This window comes from Pseudomonas sp. 9_2_1, assembly GCF_059295275.1.
This window is the reverse complement of record NZ_CM181239.1, coordinates 3,994,669-4,014,381: the sequence shown is the minus strand read 5'-3', so window position 1 is coordinate 4,014,381 and position 19,713 is coordinate 3,994,669. Positions and strand designations below refer to the sequence as shown.

General features: G+C 64.6%; 16 protein-coding genes and 1 pseudogene. 9 read left to right on the top strand and 8 right to left on the bottom strand.

Annotated features, from left to right (window positions below):
• Positions 1 to 135: 135 nt before the first annotated feature.
• Genes AC5O5I_RS18155 through tam form a run of 3 tightly spaced genes read left to right on the top strand, consistent with a single transcriptional unit; the run spans position 136 to position 1,774 of the window.
• Entirely contained in the window at positions 136 to 411 is a 276-nt protein-coding gene (locus tag AC5O5I_RS18155) for a DUF2790 domain-containing protein (RefSeq protein WP_172218779.1), read from the top strand.
• Positions 401 to 937 carry a thioredoxin family protein gene (locus AC5O5I_RS18150; RefSeq protein WP_494511270.1) on the top strand — a complete coding sequence of 179 codons (537 nt, stop codon included), beginning with the start codon at positions 401 to 403 and terminating at the stop codon, positions 935 to 937. The genes AC5O5I_RS18155 and AC5O5I_RS18150 overlap by 11 nt, the downstream gene beginning before the upstream one ends.
• Positions 938 to 997: 60 nt before the next feature.
• Positions 998 to 1,774, top strand: a complete 777-nt coding sequence (gene tam / locus AC5O5I_RS18145; protein WP_172218783.1) for a trans-aconitate 2-methyltransferase — start codon at positions 998 to 1,000, stop codon at positions 1,772 to 1,774.
• Here tam and AC5O5I_RS18140 read toward each other — a convergent pair.
• Positions 1,764 to 2,135: a DUF2784 domain-containing protein gene (locus AC5O5I_RS18140; protein WP_172286389.1), complete on the bottom strand. Its 372-nt coding sequence runs from the start codon at positions 2,133 to 2,135 to the stop codon at positions 1,764 to 1,766. The two genes, tam and AC5O5I_RS18140, sit on opposite strands and share 11 nt — an antisense overlap.
• A 24-nt stretch (positions 2,136 to 2,159) precedes the next feature.
• Positions 2,160 to 3,080 (bottom strand): LysR substrate-binding domain-containing protein, encoded by a 921-nt coding sequence (locus tag AC5O5I_RS18135; RefSeq protein ID WP_494511269.1) that lies wholly within the window; start codon positions 3,078 to 3,080, stop codon positions 2,160 to 2,162.
• 244 nt (positions 3,081 to 3,324) lie between these two features.
• On the opposite strand from AC5O5I_RS18135, the gene AC5O5I_RS18130 reads away from it, so the two are divergent.
• The 5 genes from AC5O5I_RS18130 (at position 3,325) to AC5O5I_RS18110 (ending at position 9,487) form a co-directional block, all read left to right on the top strand.
• The gene (locus AC5O5I_RS18130) at positions 3,325 to 4,641 is read left to right on the top strand and encodes an MFS transporter (RefSeq protein ID WP_494511268.1); all 1,317 of its coding nucleotides are present in this window, start codon (positions 3,325 to 3,327) and stop codon (positions 4,639 to 4,641) included.
• Between the two features lie 15 nt (positions 4,642 to 4,656).
• Positions 4,657 to 6,048 carry an FAD-dependent oxidoreductase gene (locus AC5O5I_RS18125; protein WP_494511267.1) on the top strand — a complete coding sequence of 464 codons (1,392 nt, stop codon included), beginning with the start codon at positions 4,657 to 4,659 and terminating at the stop codon, positions 6,046 to 6,048.
• A gap of 97 nt (positions 6,049 to 6,145) precedes the next feature.
• Positions 6,146 to 6,856: a YebC/PmpR family DNA-binding transcriptional regulator gene (locus AC5O5I_RS18120; RefSeq protein WP_172218793.1), complete on the top strand. Its 711-nt coding sequence runs from the start codon at positions 6,146 to 6,148 to the stop codon at positions 6,854 to 6,856.
• Between the two features lie 94 nt (positions 6,857 to 6,950).
• Positions 6,951 to 7,895, top strand: a complete 945-nt coding sequence (locus AC5O5I_RS18115) for a LysR family transcriptional regulator (RefSeq protein ID WP_172218795.1) — start codon at positions 6,951 to 6,953, stop codon at positions 7,893 to 7,895.
• Positions 7,896 to 8,074: 179 nt separating this feature from the next.
• Positions 8,075 to 9,487 carry a DOPA decarboxylase gene (locus AC5O5I_RS18110; RefSeq protein WP_494511266.1) on the top strand — a complete coding sequence of 471 codons (1,413 nt, stop codon included), beginning with the start codon at positions 8,075 to 8,077 and terminating at the stop codon, positions 9,485 to 9,487.
• A gap of 135 nt (positions 9,488 to 9,622) precedes the next feature.
• Here the strand turns inward: AC5O5I_RS18110 and AC5O5I_RS18105 are convergent, their stop codons facing one another.
• Positions 9,623 to 10,996, bottom strand: coding sequence for an MFS transporter (locus tag AC5O5I_RS18105; RefSeq protein ID WP_172286392.1), 1,374 nt, complete (start codon positions 10,994 to 10,996; stop codon positions 9,623 to 9,625).
• A gap of 288 nt (positions 10,997 to 11,284) precedes the next feature.
• Here AC5O5I_RS18105 and quiC point away from each other — a divergent pair, with 288 nt between their 5' ends.
• Positions 11,285 to 13,192, top strand: coding sequence for a 3-dehydroshikimate dehydratase QuiC (gene quiC, locus AC5O5I_RS18100; RefSeq protein ID WP_172218801.1), 1,908 nt, complete (start codon positions 11,285 to 11,287; stop codon positions 13,190 to 13,192).
• A 36-nt stretch (positions 13,193 to 13,228) separates the two neighbouring features.
• On the opposite strand, the gene AC5O5I_RS18095 is transcribed toward quiC, so the two are convergent.
• The 5 genes and pseudogenes from AC5O5I_RS18095 to AC5O5I_RS18075 all read right to left on the bottom strand — a co-directional run bounded on the left by AC5O5I_RS18095 (position 13,229) and on the right by AC5O5I_RS18075 (position 19,273).
• Positions 13,229 to 13,897, bottom strand: coding sequence for a class I SAM-dependent methyltransferase (locus AC5O5I_RS18095; RefSeq protein ID WP_172218803.1), 669 nt, complete (start codon positions 13,895 to 13,897; stop codon positions 13,229 to 13,231).
• Between the two features lie 5 nt (positions 13,898 to 13,902).
• Entirely contained in the window at positions 13,903 to 14,766 is an 864-nt protein-coding gene (locus tag AC5O5I_RS18090; RefSeq protein WP_494511265.1) for a diguanylate cyclase domain-containing protein, read from the bottom strand.
• Between the two features lie 92 nt (positions 14,767 to 14,858).
• Positions 14,859 to 16,187, bottom strand: coding sequence for a TolC family outer membrane protein (locus AC5O5I_RS18085; protein WP_494511264.1), 1,329 nt, complete (start codon positions 16,185 to 16,187; stop codon positions 14,859 to 14,861).
• Between the two features lies 1 nt (position 16,188).
• Complete coding sequence (locus AC5O5I_RS18080; protein WP_172232859.1) at positions 16,189 to 17,529, bottom strand: HlyD family type I secretion periplasmic adaptor subunit; 1,341 nt, start codon at positions 17,527 to 17,529, stop codon at positions 16,189 to 16,191.
• 6 nt (positions 17,530 to 17,535) lie between these two features.
• A pseudogene (locus AC5O5I_RS18075) lies at positions 17,536 to 19,273 on the bottom strand (type I secretion system permease/ATPase).
• Positions 19,274 to 19,713: the final 440 nt, after the last annotated feature.

Below are 19,713 nucleotides of genomic sequence, written 5' to 3'. Positions count from 1 at the left end.
ATCTGGCCTGGGCATGGATACAGCAGGAAGCACATCACGCTTCGGGCGACACATATGGGATACCTGGCAGGCGTCAAATGGCTCTCGACCGGGGAGCAACACTCCCCATACCCAGTGCTACACAGGAGAGATGCCATGAACTTCAAGACCTTCGCCAGCGCCAGCCTGTTCGCCGTGCTCGGCTGCGGCGCTATCGCCGCCCAGGCCGCCACCGCCCCAATGCATGAAGGCAGCCCCATGCAGTACCGCTACGGCGATCAGTTGGATGTGAAAAAAGTACTGTCGGTTCAGGATGACCAGAGCAACGCTTGCGGCTTGGTGAATACCCGCATGGACTACCTCGATTCCAAGGGTCAGCAGCAGAGCGTGCAGTACCGCAGCTACGCCACCGGCGGTTGCCATGAGAACTGATCGACGCCTGCTGTTGCTAGTAGGAGGTATTGCCCTGGTCGCAGCCGGTCTGGGCCTGGCCGGGCAGCTGATGCCCCGTGACAGCTACGGCGCCATGCCGGCGCTGTCGGGCGCCAGCCATTGGCTGAACTCCGCGCCACTGGATGCTCCGGCGCTCAAAGGCAGGGTTGTGCTGGTGGACTTCTGGACCTGGGACTGCATCAACTGCCAGCGCAGCCTGCCGCATGTCAACGATTGGGCGCGGCGTTATGCCGACCAGGGGCTGGTGGTGGTCGGGGTGCATACGCCGGAGTACGACTACGAGCATGATCTGGATACCCTGCGCGACAAGGTGGCCAAGCTGGGGATCGGTTATCCGGTTGCGGCCGACAATGACTACAAAGTGTGGAATGCCTGGGGCAACCAGTTCTGGCCGGCGCATTACTTCGTCGACCGCAAGGGGCAGGTGCGCCATGTGCACTTTGGCGAGGGGGATTATGCGGGGCAGGAGCAGGTGATACAGGCATTGCTGGCGGAGCAGGAGTAAGGCCCTCACAGCCGGCAGATAGCATATGCTGTGCACATTGCCTGCCCAAAGGAGCCACACATGGCCTGGTCCGCCACCCAGTATTCCCTGTTCGAAGATGAACGCACCCGCGCCGTGCGCGACCTGCTTGCCGCCGTGCCAGCGCGCCCGGTGCGCCACGCCACCGACCTGGGCTGCGGCCCTGGCAACTCCACCGAAGTGCTGCTGCAACGTTACCCAGATGCCCAGGTAACCGCGCTGGACAGCGACCCGGACATGATTGACAAGGCCCGCCAGCGCAAACGCCTGTGTATCCCCCGGGTACGCACGGCCGTGGCTGACATTGCCGGCTGGTCCGCGCCTGAGCCGCAGGACCTGATCCTGGCCAATGCCTCGCTGCAGTGGGTAGCCGACCACGCCTCGCTGTACCCGCACCTGGTGCGCCAACTCAGTGAAGGTGCCAGCCTGGCCGTGCAAACGCCTGATAACCTCGACGAACCGGCTCACCGTCAGCTGCGCGAAATCGCCAGCCAAGGCCCCTGGGCGGCGAAGTTTGCAGACTTCCAGCTGCCGCCACGGCACAGCGCGGCGTTCTACTATGACCTGCTCAGCCCGCTGTGCACTCGCGTGGATGTGTGGCGTACCACCTATCACCACCCGCTGCCCGGTGGCGCGGAAGCGGTGGTGGAGTGGTTCAAGGGTTCGGCCCTTCGGCCCTACCTGGCACGCCTGGACGCGGCGGAACAGGCCATTTTCCTGCAGATGTACCTGCAGGCCATGCAGCGCGATTACCCGCCAGCCACCGACGGCAAGGTGCTGTTGCCGTTCCCGCGCCTGTTCCTGATCGCTACCCGCTAGGGCGGTGCCAGCGCCGGGCCGCGTAGCTGTAGATGCCAAGGTTGAGCAGCAGCACGAAACCGCCCATCAGCAACTGGATCTGCGGTGTGAGCCCTGTGGGGTAGATCAGTGGCCAAACGTAATGCTCGACGAAGCCGCCCTCGTAGCCCGCGTCACCCGCAGCTTCGCGCATTCGGTTTTCCCAGCGGGTGAGCGGGCAGCCCAACTGCAGGCATTCCACCGCCAGGCCCCAGGCCAGGGCTGGCAGGTGCAGCAGCAGGGCAGGGCGCCAACGCAGCACCAGCAACCCGCCGAACAGGACCAGCAGGATGAAGGCCAGGTGCAGCAGGACCAGACTGTCGGCGGCGAGGCGGTAGAGCATGGGTGATCGGTTTGCGGGGTGAGGTTATTCCAGCATAGCCGGGCTGGCAGTGCCGGCAATAGGCCCAGCCCAGACTTGCACCCCTTCCTCGACCATCTGCAAAAAGGTCGCCACCACCCCCCGCGTTCGCTGTTCGCGCAGGCATACCAGTGTTTCGGTCAGGTGCCGCTGGCAGTCAATGATCGGCAACGCACACACCCGCGCATCGGCACCAAACTCTGCCGCCGACACCACGCCCACGCCAATCCCCACCACTACCGCTTCACGCGCCGCCTCCCGGCCCTCCACCTGGATGGCCGGGCGTATCCGCAACCCGGCCCGCTGCATCTCTTCTTCCAAAGTCTGCCGCGTCACCGAGCCCGGCTCGCGCAGCACCAGTGGCGTGTCGTCCAGGTCGGCAAGGCTGATCGAGCCGCGGCTGGCCCACGGGTGGTTGTGCGAAACGAACGCCACCATCGGGTCGCGGCGCAGCGGCAGGCAATGCAGGCGCTGATCATCGACATCCCGGCCAAGCAGGGCCAGGTCGGCCTGGTAGCTGAACAGCCTGGCCAGCGATTCATCGGTGTTGCCGGTCTCGATCTTCACCTGGATGCCCGGGTAGCGCTGGCAGAAGCGGGCGATCTGCGGCAGCACGTGCACCGGCGCATCCACCGCCAGCACCAGGCTGCCGGTGTGCAGGGCGCGTGAGTCCTGCAGCAGCTCATGGGCCTCGGCTTCGCAGGCAAACAGGCGCTGGCTGATGCCCAACAGGCGCTCGCCCAGGTCGGTCAGTTGCACCGAGCGCTTGTTGCGGTGGAACAGCAATACACCGAACCGTTCCTCCAGTTTGCGTACCTGGTCCGACACCGCCGGCTGGGTAAGAAACAGCTTTTGTGCAGCGCGGGTAAAGCTGCCGTGCACGGCCACTGCGTGAAAGGCCTTGAGTTGTGCGTGGGAAACCGACATGACGACCTCAGTAACAAGCTGGGCTTATGTGTGAAATACGATAAATCGATTTTATTTATCAGTCAGCAACTGTTTCCATACCGTTCAGCCCGACGCGAACACCACAAGTGCCCGCCAGGGCCATGGCGCTCACACGGCGCCATCTGACCCGATGACAGCCTCGTCATCGCTGTGCGCAACACAACAACAAGACAGGCGTTTTTTCACATTCTGCCGGCACACTTGAGCAAGAGGTCAGACTCATATGAATAATTCCCTAGCCACGTTCAAACGCTGGCGCATGCAGATTTTTGCGATAACCTGGCTGGCCTACGCCGCCTTCTATTTCACCCGCAAGGCGTTTTCGGTGGCCAAGCTGGGCATCGCCGAAGACCCGGCCTTCATGCTCGACAAGGCCGCCATGGCCAACCTCGACGCCATCTACCTGGCCGCCTATGCGGTTGGCCAGTTTACCTGGGGCATGCTCGCCGACCGCTTCGGGCCGCGCGTGGTGGTGCTTGGCGGCCTGCTGATTTCGGCAGTGGCGGCGGTGGTGATGGGCAGCTATGCCACCTTCCCGATTTTTGCCACCTGCATGCTGGTTCAGGGGCTGGCGCAATCCACTGGCTGGGCCGGGTTGTGCAAGAACATCGGCAGCTTCTTCCCTGCCTCGCAGCGTGGCCGGGTGCTGGGCCTGTGGAGCTCCTGCTACGCCTTTGGCGGCCTGGTGGCCTCGCCGTTTGCCGGCTGGTGGGCCTATACCCTGGTCGGCACCTGGCATGCGGCGTTCTTCTCCAGTGCCGCGGTGGTGGCGCTGGTGGCCGTGCTGTTCTTCTTCCTGCAGCGCAACAAGCCTGAAGACGTCGGTTTGCCAGCGGTGGAGCCCGAGCCGCAGAGCATGGCCCCGGCCGGCAACCTGTGCAGTGTGTGGGCACCGCTGCAGGAGATCATGCGCAACCGCACGGTACTGACCCTCGGCCTGGCGTATTTCCTGTTGAAGCCGGCGCGCTACGCGATCCTGCTGTGGGGGCCGGTGATCGTCTTCGAGCAGATGCCGTCGGTGGGCAAGGTTGGCGCGGCAATCATCCCCACAGCCTTCGAACTGGCCGGACTGCTTGGCCCGATCATCATCGGCCTGGCCTCGGACAAGCTGTTCGGCGCCAGGCGCATGCCGGCGTGTGTCATCAGCCTGGTGCTGCTGACCGTGACCCTGGCGCTGTTCATGGCCGCCATGGGCACCGGCAGCGTGATGCTGGTGGTGGCCCTGCTGTTCGTGATGGGCCTGACCCTCTACGGGCCAGACTCGATGATCAGTGGTGCTGCTGCGATCGACTTCGGCACGGCCAAGGCCGGTGCCACCGCGGCGGGCTTCGTCAACGGTTGCGGTTCGGTGGGGGCGGTGCTGGGCGGGCTGCTGCCGGGTTACTTCGATGGCGTTACGGTGTTCATCGTGTTCGCCGGCTGCGCGCTGTTCTCGGCACTGGTGCTGCTGCCGCACTGGAACAGCCGCCCGGCCAGCGCTGCGCACAGTGCCGATGTGGCGCCGAACACCAGCATGGCAATCAAGCCACTGCGTACCTGAAAGGAAAGCGAGCGAATGAGACCGTTCTGGCTGCAACAGGCCCTGGATTCGGCGCAGGAGGCGGTGTGCCCGCCCCTGCAAGGCGATGCCCGTTGCGATGTATGCATCGTCGGCGGCGGCTACACCGGTCTGTGGACTGCATTGATGCTCAAGGAGGCAGCGCCGGCCCTGGATATCGTGCTGATCGAGGCCGATATCTGCGGTGCCGGTGCCAGTGGCCGCAACGGTGGGTGTGCGCTGTCCTGGTCGGCCAAGTACTTCACCCTCGAGCGCTTGTTCGGACCGGCAGAGGCTGTGCGCCTGGTGCAGGAGTCGGAGCGCAGCATCGGTGACATCGGCGCGTTTTGCACGGCCAATGGCATCGACTGCGACTATCGCCTGGACGGCACGCTGTACACCGCCACCAACGCGGCCCAGATCGGGGCGACCGACGCAGTAATCGCCGCGCTGGAGCACAAGGGCATCAATTCCTTCAGCCGTCTGCCGTTGCAGCAGGTGCAGCGCCTGGCAGGGTCGGCGCGGCACCTGGAGGGCTGGTTTTCACCCGCGGCAGCCACTGTGCAGCCAGGCAAGCTGGTGCGCGGGCTGCGCCGTGTGGCCTTGCAGCGCGGCGTGCGCATCCATGAGGGCACCGCCATGACCGGCCTGGAGCACGGCGCCCCGGTGCAGGTGCGCACCGCCCATGGCACGCTGCGTGCCGATCGCGTGGTGCTGGGCCTGAATGCCTGGATGGCGCGGGCCTTCCCGCAGTTCGAGCGCAGCGTGGCGATTGTCTCCAGCGACATGGTGATCACCGAACCGAGCCCCGACCTGCTGAGCCAGGTCGGCCTGGACAGCGGCATCAGCGTGCTCGACTCGCGCATCTTCGTGCATTACTACCACAACACCTCCGATGGCCGGCTGATGCTCGGCAAGGGCGGTAATACCTTTGCCTATGGCGGGCGCATGTTGCCGGTGTTCGACCAGCCATCGCCGTACCGGCCCTTGCTGCGCGAAAGCCTGGGCGGGTTTTTCCCGGCGCTGGCCGACGTGCCGCTGGCGGCCAGCTGGAACGGGCCGTCGGACCGCTCGGTAACCGGCCTGCCATTCTTTGGCCGGCTGGACGGGCAGGGCAATGTGTTCTACGGCTTTGGCTATTCCGGCAGCGGCGTCGGGCCGTGCCATATGGGCGGGCAGATTCTCTCGTCGCTGGCACTGGGGCTGGACAACCCGTGGACCCGCTCACCGCTGGTCAAGGGGCCGCTGGGGCTGTTCCCGCCCGAGCCGATCCGCTACCTGGGCTCGCTGATGGTGCGCAATGCCATCCGTCGCAAGGAGCGCGCCGAAGACCACGGCTTGCGCCCGCGCAGGCTGGATGTGCGCCTGGCGCGGTTTGCCGCGGCGGCGGGCAAGGCCGATAAAGGCTGATGCGATTTCTTGTCGATCCCGTGCCTGAGGGCGTATAAACTGCACCCACTTTTGGCCGGTCGCTTCCGGAACCGGCCGCTGAAACAAGAGAGTCGACATGGGCGCACAGTGGAAAGCCAAGCATAGAGAAACAGCTGCCAACGCCAAGGGCAAGATCATGGGCAAGCTGTCCAAGGAAATCCAGATCGCGGCCAAATCGGGCGCCGATCCCGACATGAACCCGCGCCTGCGCCTGGCCATCGTGCAGGCCAAGAAGGCTTCGATGACCCGCGAGACCCTGGACCGGGCAATCCGCAAGGGTGCCGGCCTGGACGGTGATGCCGTGCAGTACCACGCGGTCAGCTACGAAGGCTTCGCCCCGCACCAGGTGCCGCTGATCGTCGAGTGCCTCACCGACAACATCAACCGTACCGTCGCGCAGATCCGCGTGCTGTTCCGCAAGGGGCAGCTGGGTGCCAGCGGTTCGGTGGCCTGGGACTTCAACCATGTCGGCCTGATCGAAGCCACTGCCGAAGGCGATGCCGACCCGGAAATGGCCGCCATCGAAGCCGGCGCCCAGGACTTCGAGGAAGGTGAAGAAGAGGGCTCGACCCTGTTCATCACCGACACCACCGACCTCGACGCGGTGCAGAAGGCCCTGCCGGAGCATGGCTTCACCGTGACCTCGGCGAAGATCGGCTACACCCCGAAAAACCCGGTAAGCGCGGCCAGCCTCAGTGCCGAGGCGCTGGCCGAGGTTGAAGCGTTCCTCGAGGCCATCGACGAGAACGATGACGTGCAGAACGTGTACGTCGGTCTGACCGCGTAAATTCCGGGGCCGCCTTGCGGCCCTTCGCGGGCTGGCCCGCTCCCACAGGTATTTTGTAGGAGCGGGCTTCTGAATTTCACCGCAGGGAGCCTGCATGAACCCCGCTTTCGCCTCCCTCAGCCTTGCCCACCTGCGCACCCTCGACCACCTGTTGCAGCTGAAAAACCTCAGCCACGCCGCTGAGCGTCTGGGCGTCAGCCAGTCCGCCCTGAGCCGTCAGCTGGCCCACCTGCGCGAAGCCTTCGATGATCCGTTGCTGGTACGCCAGGGCCGTGGCTACGTACTCAGCGAGTACGCCGAAGCGCTGGTCGAACCCCTGCGGCAAGTCCTTGAAGAACTGCACGCCCTGCGCCAGCCCGCGGTGTTCGACCCGGCGCGTTGCGAGCGGCGCTTCTGCCTGGCCGCCTCGGATTACGTGGCCGAGCACATGCTGCCGTTGCTGGTCGCCGCACTGGAGCGTGAAGCACCCGGTGTGTCGCTGGAATACCGTACCTGGCAGGCCGGGCAGTATGCCTTGCTGGCCAGTGGCGAGATCGACCTGGCCACCACCTTGTTCGACGAGTCGCCGCCCAACCTGCACGGGCGCTTGCTGGGCGAGGACCGCGCGGTGTGCCTGATGCGCCAGGATCATCCGTTGGCCGCTCACACCACGCTCAGCCAGGCCGATTACCTGGCGCACAAGCATGTGCGTATCTCCGGCGGGGGTGACAAAGACAGCTTCATCGACCGCCACCTGCGCGCCCAGGGCCTGCAGCGGCGGGTCAGCCTGGAGGTGCCGTTCTTCTCGGCCACTGTGCAGGTGATCGCCAACAGCCTGGCTGTGGCTACGGTGCCAGAACATATTGCCCGGCAACTGAGCCGCCTGCATCACCTGGCCTGGCGGCCGCTGGGCTTCATCGACCACAGCCAGCGCTACTGGGTGGTGTGGCACCAGCGCCTGCAGGCTTCGGCCGAGCACCGCTGGTTGCGCAACCGGGTATTCGAGTTGTGGCGCCAGTCGCAGTTCGGCGTGCAGGGTGGGCATGCGGGTTTGCCATAGCAGGTATGCGTGATGCGGGGTTAATAGTCTGGGCACAGGTGCCTAGACTGGGGGCATTGTGTTGCCTGTACCGGCCCTTTCGCGGGTGAACCCGCTTCCACATCAGCGGGCGCTTGTGGGAGCGGGTTCACCCGCGAAAGGGCCGGCACAGGCAGCGGACTAACCTCAGGAGCCCCCACGTGACCCCAGAACAATTCCGCCAGTACGGCCACCAACTGATCGACATGATCGCCGACTACCGCACAACCGTCGGCGAACGCCCGGTCATGGCCCAGGTCGAGCCCGGGTACCTGAAGTCTGCCTTGCCTGCAGCTGCCCCCCGGCAAGGCGAGCCATTCGAAGCGATCCTCGCCGACGTCAACCAGCTGGTCATGCCCGGCCTGTCCCATTGGCAGCACCCGGATTTCTACGGCTACTTCCCCTCCAACGGCACCCTGTCGTCGGTACTCGGCGACTTCCTCAGCACCGGCCTGGGCGTTCTTGGCCTGTCATGGCAATCCAGCCCGGCCTTGAGCGAACTGGAAGAAACCACGCTTGACTGGCTGCGCCAGCTGCTCGGCCTGTCTGGCCAATGGAGCGGGGTGATCCAGGACACCGCCTCGACCAGCACCCTGGTGGCGCTGATCAGTGCCCGCGAGCGCGCCAGTGACTACGCCCTGGTGCGCGGTGGCCTGCAGGCCCAGCCCAAACCGTTGATCGTGTATGTCAGTGCCCACGCCCACAGCTCGGTGGACAAGGCGGCGCTGCTGGCCGGCTTTGGTCGCGACAATATCCGCCTGATCCCCACCGACACACGCTACGCCCTGCAGCCGCAAGCGCTGCAGGCGGCCATCGAGCAGGACCTGGCTGCTGGCAACCAGCCGTGCGCCGTCGTCGCCACCACCGGCACCACGACCACGACCGCCCTCGACCCGCTGCGCCCGATCGGCGAAATCGCCCAGGCCAACGGCCTGTGGCTGCATGTGGACTCGGCCATGGCCGGCTCGGCGATGATCCTGCCTGAATGCCGCTGGATGTGGGACGGCATCGAGCTGGCCGATTCGGTGGTGGTCAATGCGCACAAGTGGCTGGGTGTGGCTTTCGATTGCTCCATTTATTACGTACGCGACCCGCAGCACCTGGTCCGGGTGATGAGCACCAACCCCAGCTACCTGCAGTCGGCCGTGGATGGCGAGGTGAAGAACCTGCGTGACTGGGGCATCCCACTGGGTCGCCGGTTCCGTGCGCTGAAGCTGTGGTTCATGTTGCGCAGCGAGGGGGTTGAGGCGTTGCAGGCGCGGTTGCGCCGTGACCTGGACAATGCCCAGTGGTTGGCGGGGCAGGTTGGCGCGGCGGCAGAGTGGGAAGTGCTGGCGCCGGTGCAGTTGCAGACCTTGTGCATTCGCCACCGGCCGGCAGGGCTGGAAGGGGAGGCGCTGGATGCGCATACCAGGGGCTGGGCAGAGCAGTTGAATGCCAGCGGGGAGGCCTATGTGACGCCAGCGACGCTGGACGGGCGCTGGATGGTGAGGGTGTCGATCGGCGCGTTGCCGACCGAGCGCGGGGATGTCGAAAGGCTTTGGGCTCACTTGCAGGAAGTTGTCAAAAGCTGAAATCGCCCGGGCCGCTTCGCGGCCCATTCGCCGGCAAGCCAGCTCCCACAACGACCGCATCTGCCTCAGGCGTGATGCGATCCTGTGGGAGCTGGCCTGCCGGCGATGGGCTGCAGGACAGCCCCGTGCAACCTGTCAGTGGCTCACTGCCTGAAAGCTGCCTTTACGGCTGGCCTCATACGCCTCTTTCTCCATCGGCTTGGCCTGCGGATTACCCAGGTCTTCCATCGCCAGGCGATGAGTTTCCGGGGCAATGTAGGCCGCCAGGGCGCACACGCAAGTGATGAAGAATGCCAGCCCACCCACTACCAGCGGGATGTTGTCCGAGCCGGGTGGCGCCACCAGGGCGAACAGCGCTGGCAGCATGGCAGTCAGCATGGTGCCGATGTTCTGCGCGATGGCCATGGCCGATACCCGGTAGCGGGTCTGGAACAGTTCTGGGTAGAAGCTTGGGAATACCGCGTTGTAACCCTGGTAAACCATGCCCCACATCACGATCGAGGCGGCGAACGCCAGCGGTACGTTCTGGATACTGATCGCATACAGATAGACGAACGCCAGCAGACCCGAGCCCAGGCAGCCAGCGATCATGGTCGGGCGACGGCCGATCCTGTCCGACAGGTTGCCGACAAACGGGATCACCAGTACCGCAACGATGTTGCCGACCACCGGAATCCACAGATACACGCTCTTGTCGAAGCCGATGCCGTAGGCTGGCTGCACCGCGTAGGCCGCTCCGAAGATGGTGGCCACCACCGGAATCACGTTCATCAACGCCATGAACATCACCAGCACCATGTGCTTCCAGCTGTGGCGGAAGGCCTCGCTGATCGGCGACTTGGCAACTTTGTCCTGCTTCTCTTCCTTCACGAACGCCGGGGTTTCGTGCACTTCCTTGCGAATGATGAAACCGGCGATCAGCACGATGGCGCTCATCAGGAACGGAATGCGCCAGCCCCAGTCGTTGAAGGCTTCGCTGGGCATGAAGTAGGCCAGTGGCAGGAACACCGCCGCCGCCATCACCTGGCCGGCCTGCACGCCTTGCAGGGTGAAGCTGGCGTAGTAGCCGCGTCGGCCGAAGGGCGCGTGCTCCATGATCATCGAACTGGCCCCGGAGATTTCCCCGGCTACGGCAAAGCCCTGGATCAGGCGCAGTACCACCAGCAGGGCAGGGGCGAGGAAGCCGATGTCGTGGTAGGTGGGCAGAAGGCCCACTGCCATGGTCGACAGGCCCATCAGGAACATGCACAGCAGCAGTACGTTCTTGCGACCGCGGGTGTCACCCCAGTGGCCCAGCACGAAGGCGCCGACCGGGCGCGCCAGGTAGCCCACGCCGTAGGTGGCCAGCGAGGCAATGATGGCCATTTTAGGGTCGGTGTTGGGGAAGAAGATCTGCGGGAAAATCAGTGCAGCGGCCTGGGCATAGATGAAGAAGTCGTAGTACTCGAGTGCCGAGCCTATCCATCCACTGGCGGTCGCTTTCTTGGCTTGCGAGCTGGAGTGAGCCATCGTTGTCTCCGTTGTTATTGTTGTTTGCGCAGGTTCCGCCGGTGTTCTCGCCACGGCAGGAGGCGGTGGTCGGTGTGCCTGCGTCTGTGGTTCATGTTGACCACGGGCCAGCGGTCTAGCAATTCGTTAAAACGGGTTTTGTGCGATAATCGAACGCAAAACTAACCATTCCGTACAAAGGGATTGAAGCGACGACTTTACCTGCGAATAATCGATCGTGCCATAAACTGTGACAGGGGTTTTTACCTGCCTGGCACCGTCATTTTCCAACAATAAGGAACTCCCGCCATGCAGCGTTCGATCGCTACCGTGTCCTTGAGCGGCACCCTGCCGGAAAAGCTCGAAGCCATCGCCGCCGCCGGTTTTGACGGCGTCGAGATCTTCGAAAACGACCTTCTTTATTACGCTGGCAGCCCGCGTCAGGTACGCCAGATGTGCGCCGATCTGGGCATTGCCATTACCCTGTTCCAGCCGTTCCGCGACTTTGAAGGCTGCCGCCGCGAGCGCCTGCAGAAAAACCTCGACCGCGCCGAGCGCAAGTTCGACCTCATGCAGGAACTGGGCACCGACCTGGTGCTGGTGTGCAGCAACGTCCAGGCCGACGCCCTGGGCGAGGAGCAACTGCTGGTAGACGACCTGCGCCTGCTGGCCGAGCACGCCGGCAAGCGTGGCCTGCGCATTGGCTACGAAGCCCTGGCCTGGGGCCGCCACGTCAACACCTACCAGCAAGTGTGGGACCTGGTGCGCCAGGCCGACCACCCGGCCCTGGGTGTGATTCTCGACAGCTTCCATACCTTGTCGCTGAAGGGCGACCCGAGCGCGATCCGCGACATACCCGGCGACAAGATCTTCTTCGTGCAAATGGCCGATGCACCGATCCTGGCCATGGATGTGCTGGAATGGAGCCGCCACTTCCGCTGCTTCCCGGGGCAGGGCGAAATGGACATGGCCGGTTTCCTCGCGCCGATCCTCGCCACCGGCTACCGTGGCCCGCTGTCGCTGGAAATCTTCAACGACGGCTTCCGCGCCGCACCACCCCGGCAGAATGCCGCTGACGGCCTGCGCTCTCTGCTGTACCTCGAAGAGCACACCCGCCTGCGCCTGGAGCAGGAAGGCACGCCAATCGAACCCGGCGTGCTGTTCACCCCCCCTGCAGCCAGTACCTATGACGGCGTGGAGTTCCTTGAATTTGCCGTCGACGAAGCCGTCGGCGCGCGCCTGGGCAGCTGGCTGAAGCGCCTGGGCTTTGCCGAAGCGGGCAAGCACCGTAGCAAAGATGTGCAGCTGCTGCGCCAGGGCGATATCAACATTGTCTTGAACGCCGAACCGTATTCTTTTGGCCACAACTTCTTCGAGGCCCATGGCCCGTCGTTGTGCGCCACCGCGCTGCGGGTCAAGGACCAGCAGGCCGCGCTGAAGCGCGCCACGGCGTTCCGCGGCCAGCCATTCCGCGGCCTGGTCGGCCCCAACGAGTGCGAAGTGCCGGCGGTCCGCGCGCCGGATGGCAGCCTGCTGTACCTGGTGGAGCCGGGCACTGCCGGCCAGACCCTGTACGACACCGACTTCAGCCTGGACCAGGCCGCCACTGCCACTGGTGGCCTGCGCCGCATCGACCACATGGCCCTGGCTCTGCCGGCCGAGTCGCTGGACAGCTGGGTGCTGTTCTACAAAAGCCTGTTCGACTTCGCCGCCGATGACGAGGTTGTGCTCCCCGACCCCTATGGTCTGGTCAAGAGCCGCGCCTTGCGCAGCCAGTGCGGCACCTTGCGCCTGCCGCTGAACATCTCGGAAAACCGCAACACCGCCATCGCCCATGCGTTGTCCAGCTACCGCGGTTCAGGGGTGCACCACATTGCCTTTGATTGCGACGACATCTTCCGTGAAGTGGCGCGGGCCAAGCTGGCCGGTGTGCCGTTGCTGGAGATCCCGCTGAACTACTACGACGACCTGGCGGCGCGGTTCGACTTCGATGACGAGTTCCTCAGCGAACTGGCGTACTACAACGTGCTGTATGACCGCGATGCCCAGGGTGGCGAGCTGTTCCACGTGTACACCGAGCCGTTCGAAGAGCGTTTCTTCTTCGAGATCATCCAGCGCAAAGGTGGCTATGCCGGTTACGGCGCGGCCAACGTCGCGGTGCGCCTGGCCGCCATGGCCAAGGCCCGCAGCGGCGCGGCGCGCAAGCCGGTGCTGTAGGCCTCAAGGCGCCATTTCTTCTGTAGGAGCAGCTTCTCAGAGGTGTTCAGCCACCATCAGCAACGACTGCGGCACCGCACTCTGCGGGTGCTGCGGTTCCTGCAGGCTGACCAGTCGCAACCCCGCCATGTCCAGCGCAGTCAGCCAGCTGGCCAGGGTGCGGAAGTACCAGGGCATCACCTGCCAGGCCCCGGCAAACCCGGCAAACGACTCCTCCCGCCAGCCATCCTGGTAATCCCCGCCCGCCACGCTCCAAGGGTGCAGGGTCTGGATCACCAGCGCAGCACCGGGCCGCAGCAAACCTTTCAGCGCAGCCAGCAACGGGATGATGTCCTGTTGCAACAGGGCAAAGTTGGCACAGATCAGGTCATAGTCTTTACCCACAAAGGCCTGCCCATCGGCTAACTGTGCGTAGCTGGCCAGGTGCACCTCGGCCGAGCCGGCTGCGCGCGCAGCATCCACCAGCGTCCGGTCGCCATCGACGCCCACGGCTTCAATACCCCGGTCGTCCAGCGCCCGCAGCAACCAGCCCTCACCACAGCCCAGGTCGAGTACACGTGCGGGCATGCGGCCGAGGATAGCCAGCAGGATGGCCTGGTCGGTGACCTGGCGCCGGCTTTCGATGGCGCCGCTGCGCACCGCGTCGATCCAGGCCTTGGCATTATGCTGCCAGCTATCCAGCAGGGCGTTGTCGGAGTTGGGCATGCGTGTCACCGTTTCGCGGAGTAAAGATGCTTGACCCGGTACATGTCGCCATCGGCATGGCGCAACAGTGCGTCGGCATCTCTGCCGTCTTCAGGGTAGCAGGCCACCCCGATGCTGCAGGTGGGCGCCTTGATGCCGGACAGTTCTCCCTCTAGCGGCGCTGCCATGGCAGCGAGGGCACAGGCCACTTTCTCGGCAACGGCATCCTGCGAGGCCATGTCGTTCAGCAGCACGGTGAATTCATCCCCGCCAATTCGGGCCACCGTGTCGGTCGCCTGCATGCAGGCCTCCAGGCGCCGGGCCAGCGTGCACAGCACACGGTCTCCCACGGCATGGCCGTGAACATCGTTGATGCTTTTGAAGTCGTTGATATCGACAAACAGCAGTGCCAGCCTGCCACCCCGGCGGTGTGCATCGTGCAGGGCGGCGTCCAGCTGCTCATTGAACATGGCCCGATTGGCCAGCCGGGTCAGCGGGTCGTGATGAGCCAGGAAGCGCAGCGCGTCCTCGGCTTGCCGCTGGGCAGTCACGTCGCGCGCCACGCCGATGCGGGCCTCGGCCTCCTCGGACCACGATGCCGCCCACAGGATGTGCACGATGCTGCCATCCTTGCGGATGTAGCGATTGCGAAAGTCGTAATGCGGTTGGCCGTTCATCACCCGCACGATCGATGCGCGGGTGGCAGCCAGGTCGTCAGGGTGCATGTAGGCGGTGATCGGCGTGCCGACCAGTTCGCAGGCCCGGTAGCCCAGCAGGGCCTCGCAGGCATCGCTGACGAAGACGATCTGGTTGTCCCGGTCGACCACGAATACCGTGTCCAGCATCAGGTGGATCAGCCTGGGGTACAACGCTTGCAGGTCGACGGGCATGGGTCAGGGCGTCCTCGGCAGGATGGCCGATCATAGCCTGAAGGTGGAACGGGCAGCTACGGTGCAGTGACATGCCTGCGTGGATCCACCCATCAGTTGCTGACCATCAACTCCGGCCCTAGATAGCCGTTGATCTGCTCGATATCGTCATCCCCCAGGCTGCCCACCGACGAGGCCAGGCGCAGCCGTGACATCAGGTAGTTCAGCTTGGCCTCGAACAGGTCGTGGCGCGCGTCGTACAGCAGCTCTTCGGCATTGAGCACATCCGAGTTGGTGCTGGTGCCGCCTTCCTTGAAACCCTTGCGGGTCGAGGTCAGCGAGCGTTCGTTGGAGGCCACGGCCTTTTCCAGTGCATGAACACGCAGGGCGCCACTTTGCACGCCGCGGTACTCGCGGGTGGTGTCGGAAATCACCTCCTGGCGCGTGGCGTCCAGCTCGTCCAGGGCCTTGGAGCTGTTGGCGCTGGCCTGGCGGGTCAGGGCGCTGGTGCTGCCACCACTGTACAGCGGGATGTTCAGCTCCAGGCCGATCGAGCTGTAGTGGTTGCGCTGGTTCAGCTCGGAAATCGACTGGCTGCTGCCGGCGTTATAGCCGGCGACGAAATCCAGGGTCGGCCAGTGCCCCGCGCGGGCGCGATGCACTTCTTCCTCGGCCAGCTCGTAGTTGTGCCGCCGCGCATGAATCAGCGGGCTGTCGGCCTGGGCTTTTACCAGCCAGTCCTGCAGGTTGCCCGGCAGCAGCGGCGGTGTGCTGAAGCCTGGCTGCAGGGTGGTCAGGGCCTGGGGCGTTTCGCCGATGTACTCCTCCAGCTTGCGGCGGGTGTTGACCAGGTTGTCCTGGGCATCGATCAGGTCGGCCTCGGCCAGGTCGCGGCGGGCCACCGACTCGTCGATATCGGTGATGGTGCCGGCACCCAGCTCCTTGCGCCGCTTCGCCGAAGCCATCTGTTCCTCGAAGGCGCTCAGCTTGGCCTTGGCCAGGGTGATGGTTTCGCTGGCCAGCAGCACGTCGAAGTAGGCATCTGCCAGGCGCACGGCGGCGTCCTGGCTCTTGGCGTCGAACACCGCCACGCTGTAGTCGGCGCGTTGCTGGCCCTGGCGGTACTCGGCCATCTTCTGCTTGTTGAACAGCGGTTGGCGCAGGCGCACGTTGGCGCCTTTCGAATCGTAATTCAGGTCGTTGTCCTGGCCATTCTGGCGCTGGCTGCCATCGACCTTGTTGAAGTAGGCTGCCGCGTTGATCTGCGGCAGCAGGCCGGCCTCGCCGATGGCGCGGTTCTCGCCGCCGGCTTGTTTTTCATGCACCGCAGCGCGGTACATCGGGCCTTGGTACTGCAGCAGGTCCCAGGCTTGTTTCAGGTCCATGGCACTGGCCTGTACCGACAAACCCAGCAGGCACAACATCAGGCACGGGCGTTTCATGTCATTGCTCCTTGAACGCGGCGTCCACGCGTTCGAGCATCGGTTTGAGCAGGTAGCTGAGCAGGTTGCGCTCGCCGGTCTTGATGGTGACGGTGGCAGGCATGCCGGGGCGGATGTGGTTGCTGCCCAGCAGGCCCATGCCGGCTGGTGTCACTTCTACCTGGGCCAGGTAGAACGGCTGCTTGCTTTCTTCATCGAGCAGGCGGTCGGCGGAGATGGTCTTGACCCTGCCAGGAATATTCGGCGTCTGCGCATGGTTGAAGGCCGGGAAGGCAATGTCCACGGCCAGGCCCGGGACCATCTTGTCGATGGCCTGCACCGGGATCATTGCGTCGACCTGCAGCGGCTCGCCCAGCGGCACGACTTCCATGATCTTGGCCCCAGGCTGGATGATGCCGCCGACGGTAGCGATGCTCAGCGCCTGGACCATGCCGTCGATCGGCGAGCGGATAACCGTGTGGCTCACTTCGTAGTCCAGCGCGCGCAGGCGGTCGGCCAGGGTGGTGTTTTCCTTGGCGGTGTCGGTCAGTTGCGACTCCACTTCCTTCAGGTAGTCGTGCTGACGCTGCAGCATGCGCAGCTTGATCTCGGTGGCCTGGCTGCGCGCTCGGGCAATGTTGTTGAGGTTTTCCGCCTGGCCAGCGGACAGGTCGGCGTTGCTGCGCTCCAGCTCCAGCAGGCGGTTGCGCGGCACATAGCCCTCGGCTGCCAGCACCCGGGTGCCTTGCAGTTCCTGGTTGAGAAAGCCGATTTGCGAGGCGCGAGCCCCGTACACCTGCTGCAGGCCTTTAAGCTGCACTGCCGAGGCGGTAAGGTTTTCCTCGAGAATGCTCAGCTCGCCGGCCAGGCCCGCACGGCGGGTGTCGAGCAGGCGTTGCTGCAGGTCCATGGCCGCCAGCAGCCTGGGGTCACTGCCGTAGTGCTGGAGCAGGGCGGGGTCGAAGGCGACCGTGTCGCGGTCGTCACGCTCGGCTTCCAGGCGGTTTTCCACGGTCTTGCTGACAATGTACTGGGCGCTGAGCGCGCCCTGTTCGGCCACTGCGCGCAGGGCGTCGAGGCGTACCAGCTCCTGCCCTTTGTTCACGACATCGCCTTCGCGGACCAGAATCGCCTCGACGGTGCCACCGGTCAGGTGCTGGACCGCCTTGCGGTTGCTGGTGACCTTGACCGTGCCGGTGGCGACGATGCCGGCGTCCAGGGGCGCCAGGCACGACCACAGCAAGAAGCCGCCAAAGCCTGCGACCACCATCCACAAGCCCCAGCGTGCCGGCCGACCGGCATCGAGGTCGATCAGCTTGCTGGCATCGGCGGGAATCAGTTCGCTGTGTTGAATCATCTGCATGATCGGCTACTCCCGTACCTTTACCGAAGCCAACGGCGTCGCAGCGCCTGCGGGGATCACGCTGGCCTTGCGCAGCGCCGCGAACACTTCATCGCGGCTGCCCAGCATGTGTACCCCACCGTCACGCAGCATCAGCACCTGGTCGACTGCGCACAGCACATTGGGGCGGTGGGAAATCAGCACTACCGTGGCCCCGCGCGCCTTGAGCTCGGTCAATGCATCCACCAGGGCCTTCTCGCCAAGGTCGTCAAGGTTGGCGTTGGGCTCGTCCAGCACTACCAGGTTGGGCTCGCCATACAGGGCGCGGGCCAGGGCGATGCGTTGCTTCTGGCCGCCAGAACAGCGGGCTGCCATCGGCTGCCAGGCGGGTGTCGTAGCCCTGCGGGAAACGCAGGATCATGTCGTGCACGCCGCTGCTGCGTGCGGCGCGGATCACCGCATCGCTGTCCACCTCGGCGAAGCGCGCAATGTTTTCGCCGATGGTGCCCTCGAACAGCTCCACGTCCTGCGGCAGGTAGCCTAGCCACGGGCCGAGCTCGGCCTTGTTCCAGGTGAAGATGTCGGCGCCATCCAGGCGCACCTTGCCGGCCTGGGCGGGCCACACGCCCACCAGCAGGCGGGCGAGGGTGGACTTGCCCGAAGCCGACGGGCCGATGATGCCGAGGCTGTCACCCGCGGCCAGGCTGAAGCTCACCCCGCGCACGATGGTGGTGTTGGTACCCGGGGCGCCGGCAATCACGTTTTCCACCGCCAACATGCCCATCGGCCGCTGCAGGGACATGCTCGGTGGCCGCTGTGGGTAGTCCTGCAGCAGGTCGTTGAGCCGGCCCCAGGCCAGGCGGCAACCCAGCAGCTGCTTCCACGAGGCGATCACCTGTTCCACCGGCCCCAGGGCGCGGCCGGTCAGGATCGAGCAGGCGATCATCATGCCGGGGGTGATCTTGCCCTCGATCGCCAGCAGCGCGCCGGTACCGAGGATCACCGATTGCAAGGTGATGCGCACAAAGCGCCCGGTGCTGCTGATCAGCGCGGCGCGGTCGGAGGCCAGGGTCTGCATCTGCAGGATCCGCAAGTGGCCCTGGAACCAGCGCTTGCCGATCGACGGCAGCATGCCCATGGCTTCGATCACTTCGGCGTTGCGCAGGTTGTTGTTGGCGTAGCTGGCCGATGACAGGGCTGCCTGGTTGGCTTCGGCCAATGGCTTTTGCGTGGCCTTTTCAGTCAGGCAGGCCAGCCCCACCAGGATCAGCGAGCCGATCATCGTGACCAGCCCCAGCAGCGGGTGGATCAGGTAGCAGACCAGCAGGTAGATCGGTGTCCACGGCGCGTCGAAGAAGGCGAACAGGCCGTTGCCGGTGAGAAACTGCCGCACCTGCGCCAGGTCCTGCAGGGCCTGGGCCGGGTTGCCGCCGGCGCGGCTCAGGTTGCGCTCGAAGGCGGCGCTGAAGATGCGGCGGTTGAGGTCCATGTCCAGGCAGTTGCCGACGCGGATCAGCACGCGGATGCGCATCATCTCCAGTGCCGACATCAGCAGGAACAGCCCCACTACCAACAGCGTGAGCATGGCCAGGGTGGTGACGTTGCGGCTTACCAGAGCGCGGTCGTACACCTGCAGCATGTAAACGGCTGGCGTCAACATCATGACGTTTATCACGCCGCTGAAGGCGCCCAGGGCGTAAAAGCTGCGGCGCAGGCGAAACAGCGCATCGGCCAGTTCGCAACGGGTGCGTGGTGCCTTGGGCATCGGGGGCCTCCCTTCATCGCAAATCGGGAAGCCCTTGCGGCGCCCCGTACGGCGGTAGTTGTGGCTTCTTGGTCGGCTCGCAGACGGGTCGCTCTCAGGGCGAATAATCCAGAACGCTGCGTCGCTCCCACATGCAGCAGCGTAGGTTGCAATGAAACATCCAGTAATATCTTTTCGCTCTATAAATTCTTTGAACTTTTCATAAGTACCGGGAAAACAGCTAGTTGCATCGCATTACCATCGGTGGACGATTTTTTTGACGGGATATTGACAAGCTTTTCGCCTACGACTTTAGTCTGATGTATTCGGACCCTGTGCGAGTCGGGGGCGATGCATGTGCGTTACACCGCTGTATCGCACAGTTAACAGGGTTTCCGCCGTTTCGGCGGGGGCCAGCTTGCCGGCGATGAGGCCAGGGGCGTCATTACGACACCGCCCAC